At 32.7% G+C, this 22,874-nt stretch carries 24 protein-coding genes; 17 read left to right on the top strand and 7 right to left on the bottom strand.

What is annotated here, in order from left to right; translation table 11 throughout:
- The first annotated feature begins 167 nt into the window (after nt 1-167).
- The 3 genes from DFR66_RS06460 to DFR66_RS06450 all read left to right on the top strand — a co-directional run bounded on the left by DFR66_RS06460 (nt 168) and on the right by DFR66_RS06450 (nt 2,868).
- Entirely contained in the window at nt 168-572 is a 405-nt protein-coding gene (locus tag DFR66_RS06460; RefSeq protein ID WP_146841121.1) for a hypothetical protein, read from the top strand.
- Between the two features lie 362 nt (nt 573-934).
- Nucleotides 935-1,822 (top strand): carbon-nitrogen hydrolase, encoded by an 888-nt coding sequence (locus DFR66_RS06455; RefSeq protein ID WP_091170395.1) that lies wholly within the window; start codon nt 935-937, stop codon nt 1,820-1,822.
- 2 nt (nt 1,823-1,824) lie between these two features.
- Nucleotides 1,825-2,868: an agmatine deiminase family protein gene (locus DFR66_RS06450; RefSeq protein WP_114754021.1), complete on the top strand. Its 1,044-nt coding sequence runs from the start codon at nt 1,825-1,827 to the stop codon at nt 2,866-2,868.
- Between the two features lie 83 nt (nt 2,869-2,951).
- On the opposite strand, the gene DFR66_RS06445 is transcribed toward DFR66_RS06450, so the two are convergent.
- The gene (locus DFR66_RS06445) at nt 2,952-5,219 is read right to left on the bottom strand and encodes a M1 family metallopeptidase (protein WP_114754020.1); all 2,268 of its coding nucleotides are present in this window, start codon (nt 5,217-5,219) and stop codon (nt 2,952-2,954) included.
- A gap of 172 nt (nt 5,220-5,391) precedes the next feature.
- Between DFR66_RS06445 and DFR66_RS06440 the strand changes: the two genes are divergently transcribed.
- The 3 genes from DFR66_RS06440 to DFR66_RS06430 all read left to right on the top strand — a co-directional run bounded on the left by DFR66_RS06440 (nt 5,392) and on the right by DFR66_RS06430 (nt 7,500).
- Complete coding sequence (locus DFR66_RS06440; RefSeq protein WP_114754019.1) at nt 5,392-6,243, top strand: aldose 1-epimerase family protein; 852 nt, start codon at nt 5,392-5,394, stop codon at nt 6,241-6,243.
- 10 nt (nt 6,244-6,253) lie between these two features.
- A complete protein-coding gene (locus DFR66_RS06435; protein ID WP_114754018.1) occupies nt 6,254-6,802 on the top strand; it encodes a GNAT family N-acetyltransferase in 549 nt (182 codons plus the stop codon).
- A gap of 146 nt (nt 6,803-6,948) precedes the next feature.
- A complete protein-coding gene (locus DFR66_RS06430; protein ID WP_114754017.1) occupies nt 6,949-7,500 on the top strand; it encodes a DUF3575 domain-containing protein in 552 nt (183 codons plus the stop codon).
- 2 nt (nt 7,501-7,502) lie between these two features.
- On the opposite strand, the gene DFR66_RS06425 is transcribed toward DFR66_RS06430, so the two are convergent.
- Nucleotides 7,503-7,733: a VF530 family protein gene (locus tag DFR66_RS06425; protein WP_114754016.1), complete on the bottom strand. Its 231-nt coding sequence runs from the start codon at nt 7,731-7,733 to the stop codon at nt 7,503-7,505.
- 48 nt (nt 7,734-7,781) lie between these two features.
- On the opposite strand from DFR66_RS06425, the gene DFR66_RS06420 reads away from it, so the two are divergent.
- From DFR66_RS06420 to DFR66_RS06410, 3 genes are all read left to right on the top strand, one after another.
- Nucleotides 7,782-8,267, top strand: a complete 486-nt coding sequence (locus tag DFR66_RS06420) for a phosphoglycerate mutase family protein (protein ID WP_114754015.1) — start codon at nt 7,782-7,784, stop codon at nt 8,265-8,267.
- 38 nt (nt 8,268-8,305) lie between these two features.
- On the top strand, nt 8,306-8,758 hold the full coding sequence (gene smpB / locus DFR66_RS06415) for an SsrA-binding protein SmpB (RefSeq protein ID WP_114754014.1): 453 nt from the start codon (nt 8,306-8,308) through the stop codon (nt 8,756-8,758).
- A gap of 79 nt (nt 8,759-8,837) precedes the next feature.
- On the top strand, nt 8,838-9,887 hold the full coding sequence (locus DFR66_RS06410; protein WP_114754013.1) for a Fic family protein: 1,050 nt from the start codon (nt 8,838-8,840) through the stop codon (nt 9,885-9,887).
- A 48-nt stretch (nt 9,888-9,935) separates the two neighbouring features.
- Here the strand turns inward: DFR66_RS06410 and DFR66_RS06405 are convergent, their stop codons facing one another.
- On the bottom strand, nt 9,936-10,577 hold the full coding sequence (locus DFR66_RS06405) for a protein-L-isoaspartate(D-aspartate) O-methyltransferase (RefSeq protein WP_114754012.1): 642 nt from the start codon (nt 10,575-10,577) through the stop codon (nt 9,936-9,938).
- Nucleotides 10,578-10,721: 144 nt separating this feature from the next.
- Between DFR66_RS06405 and DFR66_RS06400 the strand changes: the two genes are divergently transcribed.
- The 8 genes from DFR66_RS06400 (at nt 10,722) to DFR66_RS06365 (ending at nt 18,801) form a co-directional block, all read left to right on the top strand.
- On the top strand, nt 10,722-11,687 hold the full coding sequence (locus DFR66_RS06400) for a Gfo/Idh/MocA family protein (protein WP_114754011.1): 966 nt from the start codon (nt 10,722-10,724) through the stop codon (nt 11,685-11,687).
- A gap of 41 nt (nt 11,688-11,728) precedes the next feature.
- The gene (locus DFR66_RS06395; protein WP_114754010.1) at nt 11,729-12,616 is read left to right on the top strand and encodes a 3-hydroxyacyl-CoA dehydrogenase family protein; all 888 of its coding nucleotides are present in this window, start codon (nt 11,729-11,731) and stop codon (nt 12,614-12,616) included.
- A gap of 77 nt (nt 12,617-12,693) precedes the next feature.
- The gene (locus DFR66_RS06390; RefSeq protein WP_114754009.1) at nt 12,694-13,914 is read left to right on the top strand and encodes a DUF1015 domain-containing protein; all 1,221 of its coding nucleotides are present in this window, start codon (nt 12,694-12,696) and stop codon (nt 13,912-13,914) included.
- 33 nt (nt 13,915-13,947) lie between these two features.
- Nucleotides 13,948-14,610 carry a YggS family pyridoxal phosphate-dependent enzyme gene (locus DFR66_RS06385; protein ID WP_114754008.1) on the top strand — a complete coding sequence of 221 codons (663 nt, stop codon included), beginning with the start codon at nt 13,948-13,950 and terminating at the stop codon, nt 14,608-14,610.
- Nucleotides 14,611-14,708: 98 nt separating this feature from the next.
- A complete protein-coding gene (locus tag DFR66_RS06380; RefSeq protein WP_114754007.1) occupies nt 14,709-16,070 on the top strand; it encodes an exonuclease domain-containing protein in 1,362 nt (453 codons plus the stop codon).
- A 27-nt stretch (nt 16,071-16,097) separates the two neighbouring features.
- Complete coding sequence (locus DFR66_RS06375; protein WP_114754006.1) at nt 16,098-16,928, top strand: ion transporter; 831 nt, start codon at nt 16,098-16,100, stop codon at nt 16,926-16,928.
- Between the two features lie 160 nt (nt 16,929-17,088).
- Nucleotides 17,089-18,006: a tRNA (adenosine(37)-N6)-dimethylallyltransferase MiaA gene (gene miaA, locus DFR66_RS06370; RefSeq protein WP_114754005.1), complete on the top strand. Its 918-nt coding sequence runs from the start codon at nt 17,089-17,091 to the stop codon at nt 18,004-18,006.
- 51 nt (nt 18,007-18,057) lie between these two features.
- Nucleotides 18,058-18,801 (top strand): acyl-[acyl-carrier-protein] thioesterase, encoded by a 744-nt coding sequence (locus DFR66_RS06365; protein ID WP_114754004.1) that lies wholly within the window; start codon nt 18,058-18,060, stop codon nt 18,799-18,801.
- Between the two features lie 49 nt (nt 18,802-18,850).
- Here DFR66_RS06365 and DFR66_RS06360 read toward each other — a convergent pair whose 3' ends face one another.
- From DFR66_RS06360 to DFR66_RS06345, 4 genes are read right to left on the bottom strand one after another with little or no spacing between them, the layout of a single operon-like run.
- Nucleotides 18,851-19,567 carry a response regulator transcription factor gene (locus DFR66_RS06360; protein ID WP_114754003.1) on the bottom strand — a complete coding sequence of 239 codons (717 nt, stop codon included), beginning with the start codon at nt 19,565-19,567 and terminating at the stop codon, nt 18,851-18,853.
- Between the two features lie 3 nt (nt 19,568-19,570).
- Nucleotides 19,571-21,154, bottom strand: a complete 1,584-nt coding sequence (locus DFR66_RS06355) for a sensor histidine kinase (RefSeq protein ID WP_114754002.1) — start codon at nt 21,152-21,154, stop codon at nt 19,571-19,573.
- 59 nt (nt 21,155-21,213) lie between these two features.
- The gene (gene coaE / locus DFR66_RS06350) at nt 21,214-21,810 is read right to left on the bottom strand and encodes a dephospho-CoA kinase (RefSeq protein ID WP_114754001.1); all 597 of its coding nucleotides are present in this window, start codon (nt 21,808-21,810) and stop codon (nt 21,214-21,216) included.
- Between the two features lies 1 nt (nt 21,811).
- Complete coding sequence (locus tag DFR66_RS06345; RefSeq protein ID WP_114754000.1) at nt 21,812-22,813, bottom strand: glycosyltransferase; 1,002 nt, start codon at nt 22,811-22,813, stop codon at nt 21,812-21,814.
- Between the last annotated feature and the right edge of the window lie 61 nt (nt 22,814-22,874).

The following is a 22,874-nucleotide window of genomic DNA, read 5'->3' as shown; positions in this document are numbered from 1 at the left end:
TTTGCTAACAGCCATTTTGAGCTAGCTGGAGTTTAGTGGAATTACCGTTTCGCATCAAGTTTTCGTTGAGCCGAAAACTGAGTGGTTACGAATTTCCAGCCATCTCAAAGTGGCGAAACGCTAGCTTACATTAAAAAAATGAGGTAAAAACAACAAACTAAATGAATATGAAAAATTTTAAATACTTTTTTGCTATTTCTATATTGATTCTAACTGCTTGCTCAAAAGAAGAAGTACCTACTTATAACGAACAAATAAAGGGGGTTTGGAATTTAACAAATATTATTCAACGAAAAGAAAGCCAAATCAAAGTTTTACAAAATGGAAATTCTACGTTTGAGTTTAAATTAAATAGTGTCAGTATTATTGGAGATACCTATTTAAATAAAACTGGTAAATATTCTTACATAATTAGTAATGAAAATTATTTTAAACCTGAATTAATAGAACCCAAAAACAATGTATTAAAAATCGGTGACCATAAATATCTTGTTGAAATTGAATATGAAGGTAAAAATATGATTTTAACAAATTATTCAGATGGTAGAATTATATACTACCTATCGAAATAAAAAACACAGCCACCACCAACAAGAATTTCGTTCCCTATCCAGCACAAATAATGAAACCCTTATTGAACGGAACCTGTCACTGGCAGGAACTATGGAGTTATCGTAAAATTATGAGAGAGAATTATAAGAGGATTTAGTGTCCTCTTTTTTTTTGAGAAGTATTTTGGTTTGGTTTCGTGTTTTTGGTCACTTTTGCACACAAGTTTTCTTACCCGCTCACTAAAGTCTACACACTACAAAATCGTCAGTAGAAAAATTTTAATGAGAAACATTTTAGATCCATTTTAAATCCTAAAAAACTCTGTAGCCGCTGTTTTCTACTCTTTATAAATTTACTATTTTTGCAATCTAAAATTTTAGTCATGCCAAACAAGAAATATAAAATAGCGGTCATTCAATTGAATCTTAATGATATTGCCGAGAACAACTTGAAAAAATGTATCAGTTGGGTTCGTGATGCCGCAAACCTTGGTGCCGAAGTTATTTCGTTGCCAGAACTATACAGCAGTCATTACTTTTGTCAAAGCGAAGATGTAGATAATTTTGCATTGGCAGAACCATTGTACAGCACTTCGTTTATTGCTTTTAGCGCTTTGGCAAAAGAATTAGGCGTGGTGATTATTGTTCCTTTCTTCGAAAAAAGAATGGCTGGAATTTACCACAATAGCGCCTACATCATTGACACAGACGGTTCAGAAGCAGGTTTGTATCGTAAAATGCACATTCCGGACGATCCTCATTTTTATGAAAAATTCTATTTTACGCCAGGTGATTTGGGTTTCAAAACTATTCCAACCAAAAAGGGAAAAATAGGAACCTTGATTTGCTGGGATCAATGGTATCCTGAAGCAGCACGTTTGACTGCTTTACAAGGTGCTGAAGTGTTGTTTTACCCAACAGCAATTGGCTGGCATCCACAAGAAAAAGAGCAATACGGCGAAAACCAACATGGTGCTTGGATGAGTGTGATGAAAGGTCACGCAGTTGCAAATGGTGTGTATGTTGCAGCAGCAAACAGAATTGGTTTAGAGCAATACTTACCTGATACGGCTGGAATTCAGTTTTGGGGATCTTCATTTATAGCAGGACCACAAGGCGAAATTTTGGCGCAAGCCTCACACGACAAAGAAGAAATCCTGATTGCAGAAGTAGACTTAGATTTACAGGAAAATGTGCGTCAGAACTGGCCATTTTTCAGAGACAGAAGAATAGACGCTTTTGGAGATATTACTAAAAGAGCGATTGACTAATCATGAGTACGACCAATAATAGAAGATTTCCTGCCGAATGGGAAAAACAACAAGGGATTTTACTGTGTTTTCCTCATAATGGAAAAGACTGGCCAGGCAAATATGAAGCGGTTCAATGGGCTTTTGTCGAATTCATTAAAAAAGTGGCTATTTTCGAAACTGTTTTTTTAGTAGTTGCTGATGAAAACCAAAAAGAAAAAGTCAATGCTATGTTGGAAACAGCTCATGTTGAACTGACGAACATTTCTTATATCATTCATAAAACCAATAGAAGTTGGATGCGTGATTCGGGGCCGATTATCGTTAAAAACGGTTCAGAAAGAGAAGCATTGAACTTTAATTTTAATGGTTGGGCTAAATATAAAAATATTCAATTAGATAAATTTGTACCTGCAAAAGTGGGCGAATTCTTGAATATTCCTGTGACTCAAGTCCTATACAAAGGAAAACCGGTAATTGTAGAAGGTGGAGCAATTGACAGTAACGGTCGTGGGACTTTACTAACATCGGAAGAATGTTTGATGCATCCCGATATTCAGGTTCGAAATCCAAATTTTACTAAAGCAGATTATGAAGCGGTTTTCAAGGAGTACCTTGGAATTACAAATGTGATTTGGCTAGGCGACGGAATTGAAGGAGACGATACACACGGCCATATTGATGATTTATGCCGCTTTGTAAATGAAGATACGATTGTAACCATTGTAGAAACAGACCCAACGGATAATAACTACAAACCATTGCAAGACAACTTAAAACGTTTGCAAAACGCCAAACTTGAAAATGGAAAATCACCTGTAATTGTGGTTTTACCAATGCCAAAACGTTTGGAATTTGATGGATTGAGACTGCCAGCGAGTTATGCCAATTTCCTGATTTTAAACAATTGTGTTTTGGTACCAACTTTTAACGACAGTAATGACCGAAAAGCGTTAAACATCCTTGCAGAATGTTTTCCGGATAGAGAAATCATCGGAATTAGCGCTACTGATTTCATTTGGGGTTTTGGAACATTACATTGCTTAAGCCAGCAAATTCCAGAATAGATTTAGAAAAAAATTGATTCAATAAAAAAAGACTTGCAGATTTAAATCTACAAGTCTTTTTCTTTTAAATATATGTCTAAATACTATTTATCTCTTGTAAACGGTATTTGTTGTCCTTCAGGAATTGTCATGTCAAATCCGTTTAGATTGTCGTTAAATTGGAATTTAAGACCCGCTTGTTTCGACTCAAAACTGTTTTTTCCTGTTGGTTCCACTGTAAAACTTGGATAATTGGTTATCAAAACATTTAGCGCACCATTTTTTTCTGAAAAAGTAATTTTTAGCGGCGCCATTTTTGTTGAAAAAGTTCCCAAATAACCATCCAGAATTACATCTTTTTCAATCAAACCTTTATCTTCAGTCCAAGTGTTATTTGCTGTATTACTGTCCGGTAAAGCATGATCTGGATCTATTGTGATACTTTCAATCTCCTCAGTTGAATTGTGTTTGAAAGACCACGCTTTGTTTCTTTGCCAAACTTCAACTGGTAATTTAACACGCGTTAGTTTTCCGCTTTTCGTTTTTACGTCTAAACTTACTGGCATTGCCATTTTTTCGAAGTTTTCAATTGTAATTACCACTCCTTGTTTCGGGTCGTTCTTTACATATTTTATCGAATTAATTCCTTGGTCTAAACGCCAATTGTATTGGAACCAACCTCTCCAAAACCAACTCAAATCTTCTCCTGCAACGTTTTCAATTGTTCTAAAGAAATCATCCGGTTGTGGATGTTTGTAAGCCCAACGCTCGATATAGGTTTTCAAAGCCAAATCAAAACGTTCCGGTCCAAGAACTTGCTCACGCAAAATCACTAATCCAGAACTTGGTTTTGAATATGCTAAAAGACCTATGTTTTTTTCTTTCATATTATCTGGCGAACTCATGATAGTTTCAAGAGTTGGACTCGTATACACTTCCGCTCTTTGATGCATATCAACCGGCATATCTTTGTATTCGCCATTATTAAATTCAAATGAACTCAATGAATTAATAAAAGTATTAAAACCTTCATCCATCCAAGCAAACATTCTTTCGTTTGACCCAACAATCATTGGAAACCAGATATGTCCAAATTCGTGGTCTGTAACGCCCCATAAATCAGCACCTTTTGACTCCCAGCTACAAAAAACAATTCCTGGATATTCCATTCCGCCTTCATTTCCTGCAACATTTGTAGCAGCTGGATATGGATATTCTAACCATTTTTTTGAATAATGTTCAATAGAAGCTTTGGTATATTCTGTCGAACGTCCCCAAGCTGCATCACCAGCACTTTCAACCGGATATACGGAAACAGCCAATGATTTCTTTCCGCTTGGCAAATTGATTTTTGCTGCATCTAAAATAAATGCCGCTGAAGAAGACCAAGAGAAATCACGAGCATTTTTAATTTTATAATTCCAAGTTTTTGTAGTTGTCGCAACAATTTTTGATGAACTTTCAACTTCTGCAGCAGTACGAATAAAAACGGTTTTATCACTTTGTTTTGCTTGCGCTAATCTACTTTGCTCTACAGAAGTATACACCGCTGTAGGATTCAATAACTCACCAGAAGCAACCACAATATGATTCGATGGGGCTGTAATACTCACATCAAATTCACCATATTCCAAGTAAAATTCAGAAGCTCCCAAATACGGATTTGTATTCCAACCGCGTACATCATCATACACACACATGCGCGGATACCACTGTGCAATGGTGAAAATCTTACCGTTTTTAGTTTCTAAAACTCCCATTCTGTCTGATCCTTCAAATGGAGCAATAAAAAAAAAGTCGATTTTGATTTTGACAGAACCTCCTTTAGCTTTTAATCCTTGCGGCAAAAAAACCTGCATTCTCGTATCCGTGATTACGTACTTAGCAGTAGTTTCAGTAGCTACACCTTTTACAGTAGTTATTAATTTTACTGATTTTATTTTATGACCGCCATCAAAAACTTGGCCTTGAGCCCCATTTCGGCTTCCTGTCAAAGGTACAACTGCATTTCCACGAGAATCTGCTTTGAATAAATTCTGGTCTAAATTCATCCAAACAAAACCCAATTTATCCGGACTGTTGTTCGTATAAGTGATGATTCCTGTACCTGAAATCTCGTTGTTTTTTTCATCCAGTTTTGCCGTCAATTTATAATCAGCACTGTTTTGCCAATACTCCGCTCCTGGTTGCCCGCTTGCAGAACGAGTACTTGTTCCATTTTTTGAGTAAAAATGTGGTGCAAAAGCATCATGGTAATCGTATTTTGAAACTGCATTAGCAGATTCATTTGTTGGGTTTTGTTGCGCCCAAACGGACGTAACTCCCCATAATAAAGTCAGATGTAAGATGACTCCGAATCGTATATTTTTCATTTTCTTATGATTTATATCACAAATTAATGAAAAAAAAAGAGAATTTTGAACTATTGAAATAGAATTGATTCCATTACAAATAAATAATATGCAGCTAAAATTGAAATAGATTTGAAATTAAAAAATATATTTACATTAGAAAACCAATTTTTAAATTAAAAGACGAATCATTTTGACAACTGTAATAAAAAATTCAAGTCTAACGGCTGAAATCAACCATTTTGGCGCTGAATTAATTTCGTTAAAAACAAATCAGAACAAAGAATATATCTGGGAGGGAAATCCAGAATTTTGGGGCAAGCACTCTCCTATTTTGTTTCCAATTGTAGGTACTTTAAAAAATAATTCATTTCATTACAATGGAAATGAATATTATTTATCTCGTCACGGTTTTGCCAGAGATATGGAATTTGAGTTAATTGATTCGACAGCAAACAGTGCTACTTTCGCTATACAATCTTCTGAAAAAACGTTAAAAGTATATCCTTTTGAATTTGAATTGCAACTGATTTATACTTTAAATGAAAACAATTTATCGATTGAATACAAGGTATTTAACAAAGGAAAATCAACGATGCCGTTTTCTATAGGAGCGCATCCTGCTTTTGCTTTGCCCAATCTATTTGAAAATTACGCTATTACTTTCGAAAAAGAGGAACCTTTAGAATTCTATCTTTTGGAGAATGATTTAATTTCTAATAAAACAAAGAAATTAGAGGTTACAAATAAACAAATTCCGCTGACTTATGAATGGTTTGAGAACGACGCATTGATTTTTAAAACACTACAATCCAATTCATTGACTATTTTAGAAAATGAAAATCCAATTTTAAGAGTCCATTTTGAGGATTTTCCAAGTTTAGGAATTTGGACTAAAATGAATGCTCCTTTTCTTTGCATCGAACCTTGGTTTGGTTATTCTGATACCAATGAAAGTTCCGGAAATCTATTCGAAAAAGAAGGGATTCAAATTTTAGAATCCAATGCAACTTTCCATTCCAAATTTAGTATTGAAATCCTTTAAATCCTAAACGATGGTAACTTTAAACTTTAGTCCATTTCCGAATTTAGAAACTGAACGTTTACTTTTGAGAAGAGTTGACTCTAATGATATAAACGAGATTTTTACATTGAGATCCAATCCGGAAACCATGAAATATATTCCAAGACCTTTATTAAAAACAGATGAAGATGCCTTGGAACACATTGCAATGATTGACTCAAAGATAGAAAGTAATGAAGGTATTAATTGGGCAATTACGTTGAAAGATAACCCAAAACTTATTGGAATAATTGGCCATTACAGCATAAAACCCGAACATTATCGCGCCGAACTAGGTTATATGTTATTACCTGAATATCATGGAAAAGGAATTGTTTCCGAAGCGGTGAGAGAAGTTGTAAAATATGGATTTCAGGTGATGAACTTACATTCGTTAGAAGCGGTAATTGACCCTGAAAATCATGCTTCTGCTAAAGTTTTAGAAAAAAATGGGTTTGTCAAAGAAGCACATTTTAAAGAATACGTGTTTTTTGAAGGACGATTTTTAGATAGCATAATATATTCAATTTTAAACAACTAGTCTTTATTTCTATTTTCCTTTATCTTGTTAAATACGTTTAAACTGACAATATTGACTATAAATTTAAAAGGGAATCAAACAATAACAGCTATATTTGTGACTGTTTTAATCCGTTTTTACCAAAAATAAAGTATACACCTCCTTTTATGAAAAAATTATTTATTGTTTTTTTCCTATTACTCTCCTTTTTATTACATAGCCAAACTTATATAAAAGCGAATGTTTTTACTACATTATTTACCATTCCAAATGTTGGTATTGAAACCAGTATTGGAGAAAAATCTACCTTACAATTTGATGTTTTGAGTTCTTTTTGGAAATCAATAAATGGCAAACCTAAAGAATTTTATACTTTTACCTCTGAATACAGATATCATTTTAAGGAAAAATACAATGGTTTTTATGCTGGTGCACATATAGGTGCTAGTGCATATAATTTTCAAAAATGGAATTATATAAATACTGATTTATACGAAAAAGGAGTCGGTTATTTTATAGGTTCAACCATTGGCTATCAAATAAAAATCAATGAAAAATTTATGCTAGATTGTTTTATAGGTGGCGGTTGGCATCAAGCTTTCTATAAAGGCTACTTAATCAGCACTGGAGAACGTTATGACTCAGCCACAGACTACAACAAAAGTGGTGAATGGTTACCTTACAGAGGCGGAGTTATGGTTTCTTACAAGTTAAATTAGACTTACTTAACTAATTTAGACGCTGATTTTATATACAAATCTTCTACTTGTTTTCTTGCCCAATCAGTTTTTCGCAAAAAAGTTAAACTAGATTTTACGCTAGGATTATCCGTAAAACATTTTATTTTAATCAATTCGCCCAAAGTATCAAATCCATAATAATCAACTAATTGTTCAACGATTCTTTGAAGCGTAATTCCGTGAAGCGGATCTTTCGATTTTGAGTTTTCCATTTTGCAAATATATTAAAATCGTAAATACTAATTTTTAAATTTATTCAAATGAAAAAGTATCTCTTAATAATCGCTTTATTTATTTTACAAATTAGTTTTGGACAACAAAGCACAACGACCTATTACTTCATCCGTCACGCAGAAAAAGTGGATAATTCACAAAATCCAGATTTATCAGAAACTGGTTTAGAAAGAGCTAATCTTTGGAATACTATATTTTCTGAAGTTCGTTTTGATGAAATCTATTCAACGGACTATAAAAGAACCATTCAAACGGCCACTCCTACTGCCCTAGCTAAAAACATTCAAATAAAACTATATAATCCAAAAACTATAGCAATTGAATCATTCAAAAAAGAAACGCTTGGTAAAAAAGTTTTAATTGTAGGACATAGTAATACCACACCTAATTTAGTGAATCAATTTATTAATCAAAAAATTTATGCGGATATTGAAGATACTACTTTTGGTAATCTTTACATCGTAACTATTAATGGAACAACTATTACACACCAACTCCTGAAATTACCATAAGTTATTGCTAAACCTTTAATTTTTGTTACATTTGCACTATGCTAAAAACAATAAACATATTAAACAAAAGAGCTCGATTTGACTATGAAATAATTGAGACTTTCAATGCTGGAATTGTTTTAGCCGGAACTGAAATCAAATCCATTCGATTAGGGAAAGCTAATATTACAGAAAGTTTTTGCGAATTTAGTAATAATGAACTTTTTGCTATAAATACTTACATCGAAGAGTATACTTTTGGCAATCAATTTAACCACAAGGCTAGAAGTGAACGTAAATTACTTTTAAATAAAAGAGAGCTAAAAAGCTTAGCAAGAAGCGTTCAAGCGAAAGGATTGACAATAGTTCCTTTGAAATTGTTTACCAATGAAAAAGGAATAGCTAAACTTCAGATTGGCCTTTGTAAAGGGAAGAAAACCTATGATAAGCGCGAATCTCTTAAAGAACAGGATACCAAACGCGATCTAGACAGAATCAAAAAATCATTTTAAATTAAAAGAAATTGGGAAAAAATATTTTTATTTTAAAAATATGACTAAATTTGTCAAGACAATTTAAAACATTTTCAAAATGAAAACACTACTCAAAAATGCAAGAGAAAAAAAAGGACTCAAAACTAGAGAAGTGGCACAACTTTTAGGAATTGACCAAGCCTTAATCAGTAAGTTTGAAAGTGGAACCAGAAAACCCACTAGAGAGCAAATTATAAAATTAGCATCTCTACTAGAAATAGATTTAGAGACAATAATGGTCGCTTGGCTTAAAGAAAAAATTCTTTATGAAATTGGTCAGGATGAATTTGCTTTAAAAGCATTATTGGTTGCGGAGCAAGAATTAAGATATCAAAGCAAACCTTCCAAGAAAAAACTATCTACTACACTTCAAAAAATTTTAGATGAAATAGATATTTTAAAGACAAAACTGGATAGTTTTCGTCAGTTTGATAGTTACCGCATTGCTCAGGCTCTAGAACTGGAATATACTTTTGAAAGTAACCGTATCGAAGGCAATACTATGACGTTGCGTGAAACTGATTTGGTTATCAACGAAGGTTTAACGATTTCCGGAAAAAGTATGCGGGAACATCTTGAAGTGATTAATCATCAAGAAGCGATTGCCTACATCAAAGATTTAATGCAAAGAAATAATTCTATAAATGAACGCGAACTACTGTCGATACACAATCTTATTTTGAGAGGAATTCAACCTGAAGATGCCGGCCGGTATAGAAAAGTACAAGTGATGATTCAAGGAAGTAGCCACATGCCACCACAACCTTTTTTAGTAGCTAAGGAAATGGAAGATTTTTTTATTTGGTACGAAACTAATAAATCAACGCTTCACCCGATAGTTTTAGCTGCTGAAATGCACGAACGTTTAGTGACAGTCCACCCATTTATTGATGGAAACGGCAGAACTTCACGTTTGGTAATGAATCTAGTTTTGTTGCAACATGGCTATATCATCGCTAATATAAAAGGTGACTATGAAAATAGAATGCGCTATTATCAATCGCTGGAAACAGCTCAAACTAAAAATAATAAAGAAGATTTTTTGTTATTCATTGCTCAAATAGAAAAAGAAAGTTTAGAACGATATCTAAACATTATCGGTCAATAAATGTCATCTTCTACTCCCTTCCCCTTGGGAAGGGTTGGGGATGGGATTTTAATTTTTATCTTCTAATAAAGGAACAAATCGAAATTCTCCAAATTCGTGTTTTTCGAATTGTGTTTCATTTTTTCTGATTAACAAAGTCATAATCTGCACCTCTTCTCCTAATGGAATAACGAGCCTTCCTCCTATTTTTAGTTGTGCCATCAAAGGCTGTGGAATAAATGGAGCGCCTGCTGTTACGATAATACTATCAAAAGGAGCATAACTTGGTAATCCCTTATATCCATCACCAAAAGAAAGATGTTTGGGACGTATGTTCAGTTTTGGAAATAAATTAGAAGTTTGTTTAAACAATTCTTTTTGTCTTTCAACGCTATAAACTTTAGCTCCCAACATACATAAAACTGCTGTTTGGTAACCTGAACCCGTTCCTATTTCTAATATTTTATGCTCTTTTTTTACTTCTAATAATTGAGATTGAAAAGCTACGGTGTAAGGTTGAGAAATCGTTTGACCAGCTCCAATAGGAAATGCTTTATCTTGATAAGCATAATCTTCAAAACTGGAATTCAAAAATAAATGTCTTGGAATTTTTTTTATCGCTTCCAAAACACTTTTATCAGAAATTCCTTTTTGCTCTAAAACGCTTACTAATTGATTGCGAAGTCCTTGATGCTTGGCTGTGTCTTTCAAAATTTATTATTTTATTTTGGTAAAAATAGAAAAGAATTTCTGATTTCAAATATTGGATTTTAAATTTTACAAGAACTGAATAATTGTCTCATATCGATAAAAGATTAATCATTTTATTGCTATTTTTGTAAAAATTACATCGTTATGCTGAAAATTGGAGTATTAGGTGCTGGTCATCTAGGAAAAATACATTTGCGTTTATTACAACAATCTGATAAATATGAATTAGTTGGTTTTTATGACCCAAATCAAGAAAATGCCGAAAAGGTTTCTAAAGAATTTGGCTATAAAAATTTTAGCACAATTGCAACTCTTATTCATGCAGTTGATGTAATTGACATTGTAACACCAACGCTTTCTCATTATAAATGTGCCAAAGTAGCTATTAAATCTGGGAAGCATGTTTTTATAGAAAAACCCATTTCAAATACGGTGGAAGAAGCCGAAGAAATTATTGCCTTAGCAAAAGAATATAATGTAAAAGGTCAAGTTGGACATGTGGAAAGGTTTAATCCTGCATTCATCGCTACTAAAAACATGATTGAAAACCCTATGTTTATTGAAGCGCATCGTCTTGCAGAATTCAATCCTCGTGGAACTGATGTTCCTGTAGTTTTAGATTTGATGATTCACGATATTGACGCTATTTTGAGCGTGGTAAAATCCAAGGTGAAAAATATTAGTGCTAGTGGTGTTTCAGTGATCAGCGATACACCAGATATAGCTAATGCAAGGATTGAATTCGAAAATGGCTGTGTTGCTAATTTAACAGCAAGCCGAATTTCGATGAAAAACATGCGAAAATCTCGTTTTTTCCAAAAAGACGCTTACATCTCCGTTGATTTTTTAGAAAAAAAATGTGAAGTGGTCAAAATGAAAGATGCTCCGGAAGTTCCTGGAGACTTTGATATGATTTTACAAAATGCCGAAGGTGTTAAAAAACAAATCTACTTTTCGAATCCAGATGTAGAACAAAACAATGCAATTCTTGACGAGTTGGAATCATTTGCTGATGCAATAATCAATGGTACAGAAACTGAGGTAACGTTAGAACAAGCAACGGAAGCACTTCGTGTTGCATATCAAATTATTGATTGCTTTAAAAAGTAATCTTTAAATCATAAAATTTAAATATTCTAAACAAAAAAAGAATGAAAACAATAGCCGTAATCGGAGCAGGAACAATGGGGAATGGAATCGCCCATACCTTTGCACAAAGTGGTTTTACCGTTAAATTAATAGATGTTTCAGAAAAATCATTAGATAAAGGAATGGCAACAATCGCCGCAAATTTAGACCGAATGATTGCAAAAGGAAGCATTACCCAAGAAGATAAAGCCAAAACAATTACCAATATTATAACTTACACGGATATCAAAGACGGAGTTGTAGGTGTTGATTTAGTAGTTGAAGCAGCAACTGAAAATGTTGAATTAAAACTAAACATCTTCAAGCAATTAAACGAAGCTTGTTCTCATAATACGATTTTAGCGACTAACACTTCTTCTATTTCTATTACTCAAATTGGAGCTGTTGTGTCGCATCCAGAGCGCGTTATTGGGATGCACTTTATGAATCCGGTGCCTATTATGAAATTAGTCGAAATCATTCGTGGGTACAATACAAGCGACGAAGTGACGAAAATCATCATGAATCTCTCTGAAAAATTAGGAAAAACACCTGTTGAAGTAAATGACTATCCAGGTTTTGTTGCCAATAGAATTTTGATGCCAATGATTAATGAAGCTATTGAAACTCTATACAACAAAGTTGCCGGTGTTTATGAAATTGACACTGTAATGAAACTTGGAATGGGACACCCAATGGGACCTTTACAACTTGCTGATTTTATTGGTCTTGATGTATGTTTAGCCATTTTAAATGTAATGTACGACGGTTTCAAAAATCCAAAATATGCACCTTGCCCTTTACTGGTTAATATGGTACGTGCAGGCAAAATGGGAGTGAAATCCGGTGAAGGTTTCTATGACTATTCTGAAAGTAAAAAAGCCGAAAAAATTTCTAACCAATTTATATAACAGTCACAGTTTTCGGTCGTAGTTTTCAGGTTTTACGAAAATTTGAAAGCTGCGACTGTGACTGAAAACTAAAACAGATGGCTAAAATAGTTCCTTTCAAAGCAGTCCGTCCTACTCGCGACAAAGTTTGTCTTGTTACCTGTCGTTCTTATGAAGAATATGTAAATGCAGAATTAGCGGCGCAATTGGATTTCAATCCGTTGTCTTTTTTGCACATTCTAAAACCTGCTTATACCAATCAAGAAACTGTGTCTTTCGAAAAAAGATACCGCCAAGTTCATCAAAAATATGAGGATTTCAAAAATGAAATCATTTTGGTAAAAGACAAAAAACCAGCTATTTATATTCACAAGATCGTTACCAAAACACAATCTTTTACGGGAATTATTGCCGGCACAAGCGTAGAAGATTATCGCAATGATGTCATCAAAAAACATGAGGATATTATTGCTTTCAGAGTCCGATTATTGAAAGAGTATATGAAATATTCTGAGTTCAATACCGAACCAGTTTTGATGACATATCCGGATAATAAAACAATAGAAAACTGGATTTTTAACTGTACCCAAAAATTAGCTGATTTTGAATTTTCAACAACAAAAAAAGAAATTCATTATTTGTGGAAAATTGAAGATGCATTAGAAATCAATTGGTTACAAAACATATTTGAAAAGACTAATAATCTATATATTGCTGATGGTCATCATCGTACTGAAGCATTAAAATTATTATCTGAGGAAAATGAAGAACCAGAAAACACAACAAAAAACCATATTTTGAGCTATTTGATTTCTGAAAATAATGTCAAAATATATGAATTCAATCGTTTAGTAAAGGATTTAAACGGTTTCTCTAAAGAAGATTTGATAAAGGAATTAAACCAGAACTTTATTGTTGAAAATAAATTTCAACAACCCTTTCAGCCTTCTCAAAAGCATCAGTTTGGAATGTATCTAGATAATGAATTTTACAGCTTAATTTTACGAAAAGAAAATGAAGTTTTCAATACAGCTTTAGATAGTTTAGACACTCAAATTTTATACAAAAAAGTGTTACTACCAATACTTGCCATTGAAGATTTACGAAATGACGAACGAATAGAATACCTTTCAGGAAAACAATCCGTATTAGAAGTAAAAAACAAAATTGATCAGGGAGAATTTGAAATCGGTTTTATTTTATTCCCTTCAAATATTGGAGAAATAAAAGCCTTGGCTGATGCCAATCTAATTATGCCTCCAAAAAGCACCTATATTGAACCAAAGTTTAGAAGCGGATTAGTCGTTTATGAACTTTAGATATCTGTAACGATTTAAAATCAAAACATTAAAATGTCAATAAAAAATAATTTACTCAATATAAAATCCACTTTACCAGAACATATAACCCTTGTGGCGGTTTCAAAAACTAAACCTGTTTCGGATTTAATGGAAGCCTATGAAGCTGGTCAACGCATTTTTGGAGAAAACAAAATTCAAGAAATGGCGGAGAAATGGGAACAAATGCCCAAAGACATTCAATGGCACATGATAGGTCACGTTCAGACCAATAAAGTCAAATTTATGGCTCCATTTGTGAGCTTGATCCATGGTGTTGACAGTTTGAAATTACTACACGAAATCAATAAACTAGCATTAAAAAATGATAGAATTATCGATTGCTTGCTACAAATTTATATTGCCGAAGAGGAAACTAAATTTGGTCTTGACGAGGAAGAGCTCGCTTCACTCCTATCGTCAAACGAATTTCATGAAATGAAAAATATTAGAATTGTTGGATTAATGGGAATGGCGACTTTCACAGAAAATAAAGATCAAATCAAGAAAGAATTCACTCATTTGAAAACAATTTTCGAAAAATCAAAAAAACTGAAAACTGAAAACTGCCAACTGGAAACTATCTCAATGGGAATGTCTGGTGATTATCAACTCGCAATTGAGTGTGGAAGTACTATGGTTCGAATAGGAAGTAGTATCTTTGGGGGAAGAAATTAATTTTTGATTTTTAATCTAAGATTAATGATTTTTGATTGAAGAAGAGATAATATCTTCTTAAAAACTTAATACTAAAAACTGAACACTGAATACTTATTTTGTACGCAATACTCGACATAGAAACCACTGGAGGACAATTTAACGAAGAAGGAATCACTGAAATTGCCATCTATAAATTTGATGGACATGAAATCGTGGATCAGTTTGTTAGTTTGGTCAATCCAGAAATCCCAATTCAGCCTTTTGTGGTCAAACTCACTGGTATCAATAACGCCATGTTACAATCGGCACCCAAGTTTTTTGAAGTAGCAAAACGCATCATCGAAATGACAAATGATTGTGTAATCGTGGCTCATAACGCCTCTTTTGATTACAGAATCCTAAGAACTGAATTCCGACGATTAGGCTATGACTTTGAAGCAAAAACACTTTGCACCGTTGCTCTATCACAAAAATTACTGCCAGAGCAACCCTCTCATAGTTTAGGAAAATTAGTTCGTGCTCTTGGAATCCCAATGGCAGACAGACACAGAGCAAGTGGAGATGCTTTAGCAACTGTTAAACTATTCAAAATTCTTCTAGAAAAAGATCTAGAGAAAGAAATCGTAAAAGATTTTATAAAACTGGAAATCGAAAAAGGAATTGCTCCTAAATTACTTGATATTGTGGCTGGCTTACCTGCTAAAACTGGTATCTATTACATTCATAATGAAAAAGGGAATCTAATTTACATTGGCAAAAGCCGAAACATAAAAAAACGCATCAACCAGCATTTTACAGGAACCTCCACGAAATGTAAAAAGATTCAAGCCGAAGTTTTCACCGTAACTTATGATGAAACCGGAAGTGAATTAATAGCTTTATTAAAAGAAAGTGAAGAAATAAAAATCAACAAACCCATTTACAACAGAGCACAACGAAAAAGTATTTTTCAACTGGCTTTGTATGCGGAGAAAGACGACAATGGGTACGTTAACTTGAAACTACAAAAAGCGGACGGTCGAAAAAAAGAAATCACCTCCTTTACTTCCATTCAAGAAGGTAAAAATGCGTTATTCAGAATCACCTCTCATTACAATTTATGCCAGAAATTAACCGGTTTGTATCATTCTAAATCCAATTGTTTTCAATACAGTATAAAAGAATGTGACGGAGCTTGTATAGGCGAAATTTCTCCAGAAGTGTACAACGCAAGAGTTCAAGAATTTATAGATAAAAATACCTTTGAAAACCAAAATATGGTTTTGATTGACAAAGGTAGAACCATCAGCGAACGTTCTGCAGTTTTGATAGAAAACGGGTTGTACAAAGGCTATGCTTTTTATGATTTAAACTATCAAATAAACAATATTGAAATTCTTAAAAATATTATTATTCCTATGCAAAATAATAGGGATGTACGCAATATCATTCAAGGTCACGTTAGAAAAAGTAAAACATTGAAAATCATAAAATTCTAATCGATTGCAAATAATTTAAACTTCATTATGCAAAGAATTAAGTCGAAATTTGACGCTTTCAGACAAAAAACTAATATCGTAATTTACGGAACCAATACAGTTTCCGGACGATTATTTGATCTTGTTCTTTTAGGCGTAATTCTATTAAGTGTCATTATCGTCATGCTCGAAACTGTAAAAGGTTTCGATATTAAATACCATCACGAACTCATTATTTTAGAGTGGGTAATCACTGTGTTTTTTACTTTAGAATACATTCTGCGCATCATTTCAATCCAAAAACCCTGGAAATACATATTTAGTTTCTATGGAATTATTGATTTGATAGCGACTTTACCCATGTATTTCTCGTTGTTTTTTGCTGGAACAAGTATTTTAACAGTCGTCAGAGCACTCCGATTATTGCGTTTATTTAAAATTTTAAAGCATCCACAATTCTCCAGTCAGTCCACACATTTAAAAGAAGCTTTGATTGCCAGCCGAGGTAAAATATTGATTTTTATCTATTTCATGCTCATCAGCAGCATCATAATAGGTTCTGTAATGTATGTAATCGAGGGGGAAGAAGGCGGATTCACCAGCATTCCTATCAGTATTTACTGGACCATCGTTACGCTTACCACCGTTGGATATGGAGATATTTCGCCCATAACGCCACTCGGACAAGCCATTGCTTCAGTAGTAATGATTATGGGTTACGGAATAATAGCGGTGCCTACAGGGATTGTTTCAGCTGAATTTGCTAACAGCAACCGCAAAAAACCAAGGTCTGAGAGAATCAATCCTTGTAATGAATGCGGTACCGAGGGTCACGAATTTAATGCTAAATATTGCTTCCATTGCGGAGCAGAACTATAATTTATTAATTTGAAGCAATTCCAGCTGTACACTGCAACTCCTCGTTACTTCAGTTGTTTTTCTAAGGCATAAAAGGAGCTTCCTCCAGTCGCTCTTTTATACCAAGAAAAACTAACTTTCATAACTGCGGGGTTTCCATTTCCATCTGGGTTAAAAAAATATGAAATACCTAATCACTATTGTCGGACCTACAGCTATCGGAAAAACTTCCTTAAGCATTGTTTTAGCTAATTATTTCAAATGTGATATTCTTTCCTGCGACAGCCGACAGTTTTTCAAAGAAATGGCTATTGGAACAGCAGTTCCAAACAAAACAGAATTAGCTGCAGCAAAACACCATTTCATTCAAAATAAATCCATATTCGAGAATTACACCGTAGGTGATTTCGAGAAAGAAGCGATTGCAAAACTGGACGACCTATTTTTAACTAATGATTATGCAATTCTCGTAGGTGGTTCCGGATTGTACGTCGATGCAATTCTAAAAGGTTTTGATGAATTTCCAGAAATTGATGCAGCAGTTCGTTTAGAAATAAATTCAAATTATGAAAAACTAGGAATCGGATATTTACAGCAAAAACTCGAAATTTTAGATCCTGAATATTATAAAACTTTAACTGCCGAAAATCCTCAAACTTTACAAAACCCGCAACGAATGATGCGTTTTGTAGAAGTATGTCTAGGTTCTGGAAAACCATATTCATCTTTTTTAAATCAAAAGCAAAACAGTCGCAATTTTACGCCAATTTTAATAGGTCTAGAAGCCGACAGAAAAAACATCTACAACCGAATCAATCAACGCGTAGACATTATGATGAACGAAGGTTTATTAGCAGAAGCAAAAACTTTATTTCCAAACAAGGAGTTGAATGCATTACAAACCGTGGGTTATCGAGAATTATTCAGTTATTTTGATAGAGAAATTTCATTAGAATTTGCCATCGAAGAAATTAAGAAAAACACCCGACGATTTTCTAAACGTCAATTGACTTGGTTCAAAAGAAATGAAAATACCAAATGGTTTGATTTTGAAACTCCCTATGAAACTATTGTGGATTACATTAATTCAAAAAAGTAAACCAATACATTAAATGTCTAAAATACAAATTCATAATTCATAATTATTTATATGCCTATCTCTCCAAATTTCACTTCCATATTAAGCAAAGATTGGGAAATCAATTTTACACAATGCGCACCAAACGGTTTTTTAAAATACACAGATTTATGTAATATACTGCAATTAACGGCTGCTGCTCATTCAGAAGTAGGCGGAATCAGTTTTACGGACATGCAGGAATTTGACCAAGCATGGGTTTTAAGCAGAATGCGTGTCGAGATAACCAAATTACCAAAATGGGGTGATACTGTAACCGTAAAAACATGGATTAATTCCTTAGAAAATTCCCGTTCAGTTAGAGCATTAGAAATGCATGTAAATGGAGAAAAAATTGTAGGCTCTGAGACTTTCTGGGCAGTATTCAATACTAAAAAACGTCGACCAGAAGGATTAGCGTTGCCTTATGAACATTTTGAATTATATCCTGAAAAAAGAGCTACTCTTGAAGGTTTCTCTAAAATCAATATTAACAAAGAGAAAGAAATAGTTTTCGAAAAAAATGTCTTTTTATCTGATTTAGATATTGTAAATCATGTCAATAATGTCAAATATCTAGAATGGTGTTTGGATTTAGCCGATGAAGAATTAATACTTAATCAACATATCGAAAGCTTCGAAATGAATTTCTTAAAAGAATTATCCCTAAAAGATAAAGTAGTAATTCACGAAAATATATCCGAAAAAGAAACCGTTTTTAGTATTACAAAAGAAGATAAAACAAGTTTTGCATTACAATTGAACTGGAAAAAATAGTCTTTTAAATCCAAAAAAAAAGCCTCAATTTCTTGAGGCTTATCTGTATTTATTCTGCTACTTTATTTTTAACCACTAATCTGAATCCTTCTCCGTGGATGTTTAAAATTTCAACATCCTCATCGAGTTTTAGATATTTTCTTAGCTTGGCGATGTACACATCCATACTTCTTGAAGTAAAATAGTTGTCATCTCTCCAGATTTTAGTCAAGGCTAATTCTCTTGGCATCAAATCATTTTCATGAAGTATTAACATTTTTAATAATTCATTCTCTTTTGGAGACAATTTTATTGGTTCTTCATCCTTAAAAGTTAGAAAACGCAACTTTGAATTCAAATGAAATTTTCCAATATTGAATTCAAACTGTACTTGCTCTGTTTTAGTATCCGATGATTTTCTTTGGATTATTGCTTTGATTTTCATCAACAATACTTCTGAATCAAAAGGTTTATTCAAGTAATCGTCAGCGCCAGCTTTATATCCTTTTAACACATCTTCTTTCATAGATTTTGCTGTCAAAAATATAATAGGCACTTCATTATTTTTTTCTCTAATTTCTTTCGCTAATGTATAACCATCTTTATAAGGCATCATTACATCCAGAATACATAGATCATAGGTATCCTTTTTGAACTTTTCAAATCCTTCCATTCCATTTTTGGCCAAAGTTACATCAAAATCATTTAGCATTAAATAATCTTTTAAAACCGCACCAAAATTAAGGTCGTCTTCAACAAGAAGTATTTTTTTATTTACATTTTCCATATTCTAATTTATTAATGGTAATTTTATTATGAAGGTACTCCCTTTTCCCTTTTCACTTTCTACATATACTTGACCATTATGATCGTCAACAATTCTTTTTACGTAAGCTAATCCTAAACCGTGACCTTTAACGTTATGAATGTCACCAGTATGCTCTCTGTAAAATTTTTCAAAAATTCTTTTTTGAGCTATTTTACTCATTCCCAAACCACTATCTTTAACTTTGATAATGACCATATCTTTAATATTTTCAGTAAAAATTTCAATTTCAGGAATCTCAGGCGAGTATTTTATCGCGTTTTCTAAAATATTCACAATGACATTAGTAAAATGTACATCGTTAATTAATACTGTTGTTCTAATGGCTTTAAAATGACAGCTAATTGATCCTTGCCTGTCTTCTAAAATTAAATTTACATGGTCTATTGCATCTTCAATAATTTCATGAATATTGTTTGATTCCTTAGTAATATCTAATTCTTTCTTTTCTAATTTAGAAATGCGAAGTACATTTTCAACTTGTGCATGCATACGTTTATTTTCATCCTTAATCATTTGAAGGTACCTCAAAACCTTCTCTTTGTCATCTATTATCTTTGGATTTTTTATTGCATCCAAAGCTAAATTGATTGTTGCAATAGGTGTCTTAAATTCATGCGTCATATTATTAATAAAATCGTTTTTGATTTCAGAAATTTGGCGTTGACGAATCAATTGATTTAACGCACTTGTGTAAGCTATTAAAATAATTAATGTAAAAACTATAGAAAGAACTGTAATACTAACGAGTTCTGACAACAAAAATTTCTTTTTAAGCGGAAATGTTACTAACAATTGGTACGAACTATTTCCTTCGTTATCTGTAAATATTGGAATTGAATAGGTGGCTTCTTTATCATATTTAAAATCATTTGATTTAATTTTAGTAGCTAAATTATTGCTGTAAATACCAAACTCAAATTTTGTTTCAATACCATATTCTGCTAATTCTTTTTTTATCAGTTTCTGTAAAACATCAATAGAAACACGTTCTTCAAGAGGCATCGCAGACAAAACATCCTTTGCTGAGATTTCAAAAAGAGCATTATCTAAAATATCCAGATTACCTGATTTTTCAATTCTAACATCAGGAATCAAACTTTGACTCACTCCAGATTTATCTACCGAATTATTATTGTAAACTTCAGTTACCCGTTTAGAACTAAAGCTTTTAAATTTTTCACTATCAAATTTTTTATCAAAGAACGTTGGTGATATATTAAAATCCTCAGAAATTATACTATTAGAATAAATAATCGTTTTATTTGTTCTTGGATTTTTCTGCACATAATAAAATTCTAATATATCATCCTTTTCAGGCACTTTTCCAGTACTGTCTTTGTAATGATTTATTTTATCATAGAAACTATATGTTTCTTGCTTTTGAATCTTATCAGCAACATTACCTATAACTTGCTTAACATGGAATTTAAACTGTTCATCATTATTCTTAAATGAAGTATTGAACCAATACACTTGAACAAGAATTATCCCAATTAAGGATAGACTCATCAATAAAACAAGTAATCTAAAAAAAAGCTTATTCATTTAAACAAATTTAGTATTTTAACAATATATTAAATAATAGATTAACCAAACATTAACACCTATACCTCTTTTTGTTTAATCTTTAAAAATTTAAGAATTTTAACAACTTCTAATTTTGCGTTTTCAAGTGAAATATTTTCGATGACAAAATCGCTTTTAGAAATTCGTTTTTCATCTGTCCATTGTGTATTTATTCTTTTTAAAACAAGTTTACGCGAAGTTTTATCACGATCTATAACACGCTGAATCCTTATATCTAAAGGAGCAGTCACCGTTATAATCAAATCACAGTCTTTGTATCGTCCACTTTCAAATAGAATAGCTGCTTCATAAAGTACGTAAGGCGCTTCTTTATTTTGCAAAAGCCAATGGTCAAAATGCTTTTTTACGGCAGGGTGAACAATATTGTTGAGTTTTTCTAATTTTTCTGGATCGTTAAAAACAATTTCGGCCAGTTTTTCACGATTTAATATCCCGTTTTCAAAAATATCCTCTCCAAAAGTATTTTTAATGGCGTTGATAATTTCTGGAGATTGCATAATCTTTCTTGCTTCATCATCAGCAATATAAACTGGAATCGCAAAGGATTGAAAATACTTTGCAATGGTAGTTTTTCCACTTCCGATACCACCAGTCAAACCAATAATTTTTGTCATATTATACTTTAAAGAATAATTCAGGAAATGCTTTTTGGGGGTTTTGTTTCAAAATAATTACTTTATAATATGATTTGATAAAACCTACACCGTAACCATAAAACTGTTTCCATACCGCTATTACTGATAAATAGCCTATTTTAACACTCTTATTCTGGTAAGAAGACACCAAAAACAATACCAAAAAGTAAATAAAATACAACTGAAGCAAGTAATCAAAATTAAAAATGAATAACAATACAACTGAAGTAAAAAACCCAATGATAAAAACGGAAGGGAAGAAAAAAGTCAGTTTATTATATTTTGGATACCAACTATTCAATATAGGTCTTGCTTTTCCAAATTTATTCACCTGAATTGAAAACTTTTCCCAATCAATTCTTCTCTTATGATATACATACGCAGTAGGAAACAGTTTGGTTTCAAAGCCTAGATTCCATAAACGAATTGATAAATCTGGGTCTTCTCCAGGATGTATATTTCCGAAACCTTTGGAAGCTTCAAATGCTTTTCTGGATAATCCCATATTAAAACTTCTGGGTTGAAATTTATCGATTTTTTCCGAGCCACCTCTTATTCCACCCGTAGTCAAAAAAGAAGTCATTGCGAAATTGATAGCTTTTTGAATATCTGTAAAACTATCTAAAGCCTTATCAGGTCCTCCAAAACAATCCACATAGTTTTGTTTTAAAGCGGAATCAACTTCTGATAAATACTGCGTTGGGATAATACAATCTGAATCGAAAATGATAAAATAATCACCTCTGGCTTTCTGCATTCCGTAATTTCTGGAATCACCAGGCCCTGAATTTTCCTTGTAATAATAAGATATATTTAATCTGTCACCATATTTTTGAGCAACATCTTTACATACTAAAGTAGACCCATCTTCTACTAAAACAATTTCAAATATTTCTGAATATGTTGTTTGCGATAAACTTTCTAATAGTTCATCAACTTCGTCAGGACGATTATAAACGGGTATGATTAGGGAAAAAAACATAAATGTAAAGTGGGGTATTAATGTGAATTTTAGATTTCAAAAATTTTAACAAATGTAACCT

Source organism: Flavobacterium glaciei, assembly GCF_003350545.1.
Lineage (GTDB): Bacteria > Bacteroidota > Bacteroidia > Flavobacteriales > Flavobacteriaceae > Flavobacterium > Flavobacterium glaciei.
This window is presented reverse-complemented; position numbering and strand designations above follow the sequence as displayed.

Coding starts and splice junctions, on each gene's coding strand:
- DFR66_RS06460 (WP_146841121.1), top strand. CDS start 168: ATGAAAAATTTTAAATACTTTTTTGCTATTTCTATATTGATTCTAACT.
- DFR66_RS06455 (WP_091170395.1), top strand. CDS start 935: ATGCCAAACAAGAAATATAAAATAGCGGTCATTCAATTGAATCTTAAT.
- DFR66_RS06450 (WP_114754021.1), top strand. CDS start 1,825: ATGAGTACGACCAATAATAGAAGATTTCCTGCCGAATGGGAAAAACAA.
- DFR66_RS06445 (WP_114754020.1), bottom strand. CDS start 5,219: ATGAAAAATATACGATTCGGAGTCATCTTACATCTGACTTTATTATGG.
- DFR66_RS06435 (WP_114754018.1), top strand. CDS start 6,254: ATGGTAACTTTAAACTTTAGTCCATTTCCGAATTTAGAAACTGAACGT.
- DFR66_RS06430 (WP_114754017.1), top strand. CDS start 6,949: ATGAAAAAATTATTTATTGTTTTTTTCCTATTACTCTCCTTTTTATTA.
- DFR66_RS06425 (WP_114754016.1), bottom strand. CDS start 7,733: ATGGAAAACTCAAAATCGAAAGATCCGCTTCACGGAATTACGCTTCAA.
- DFR66_RS06420 (WP_114754015.1), top strand. CDS start 7,782: ATGAAAAAGTATCTCTTAATAATCGCTTTATTTATTTTACAAATTAGT.
- smpB (WP_114754014.1), top strand. CDS start 8,306: ATGCTAAAAACAATAAACATATTAAACAAAAGAGCTCGATTTGACTAT.
- DFR66_RS06410 (WP_114754013.1), top strand. CDS start 8,838: ATGAAAACACTACTCAAAAATGCAAGAGAAAAAAAAGGACTCAAAACT.
- DFR66_RS06400 (WP_114754011.1), top strand. CDS start 10,722: ATGCTGAAAATTGGAGTATTAGGTGCTGGTCATCTAGGAAAAATACAT.
- DFR66_RS06395 (WP_114754010.1), top strand. CDS start 11,729: ATGAAAACAATAGCCGTAATCGGAGCAGGAACAATGGGGAATGGAATC.
- DFR66_RS06390 (WP_114754009.1), top strand. CDS start 12,694: ATGGCTAAAATAGTTCCTTTCAAAGCAGTCCGTCCTACTCGCGACAAA.
- DFR66_RS06385 (WP_114754008.1), top strand. CDS start 13,948: ATGTCAATAAAAAATAATTTACTCAATATAAAATCCACTTTACCAGAA.
- DFR66_RS06375 (WP_114754006.1), top strand. CDS start 16,098: ATGCAAAGAATTAAGTCGAAATTTGACGCTTTCAGACAAAAAACTAAT.
- miaA (WP_114754005.1), top strand. CDS start 17,089: ATGAAATACCTAATCACTATTGTCGGACCTACAGCTATCGGAAAAACT.
- DFR66_RS06365 (WP_114754004.1), top strand. CDS start 18,058: ATGCCTATCTCTCCAAATTTCACTTCCATATTAAGCAAAGATTGGGAA.
- DFR66_RS06360 (WP_114754003.1), bottom strand. CDS start 19,567: ATGGAAAATGTAAATAAAAAAATACTTCTTGTTGAAGACGACCTTAAT.
- DFR66_RS06355 (WP_114754002.1), bottom strand. CDS start 21,154: ATGAATAAGCTTTTTTTTAGATTACTTGTTTTATTGATGAGTCTATCC.
- coaE (WP_114754001.1), bottom strand. CDS start 21,810: ATGACAAAAATTATTGGTTTGACTGGTGGTATCGGAAGTGGAAAAACT.
- DFR66_RS06345 (WP_114754000.1), bottom strand. CDS start 22,813: ATGTTTTTTTCCCTAATCATACCCGTTTATAATCGTCCTGACGAAGTT.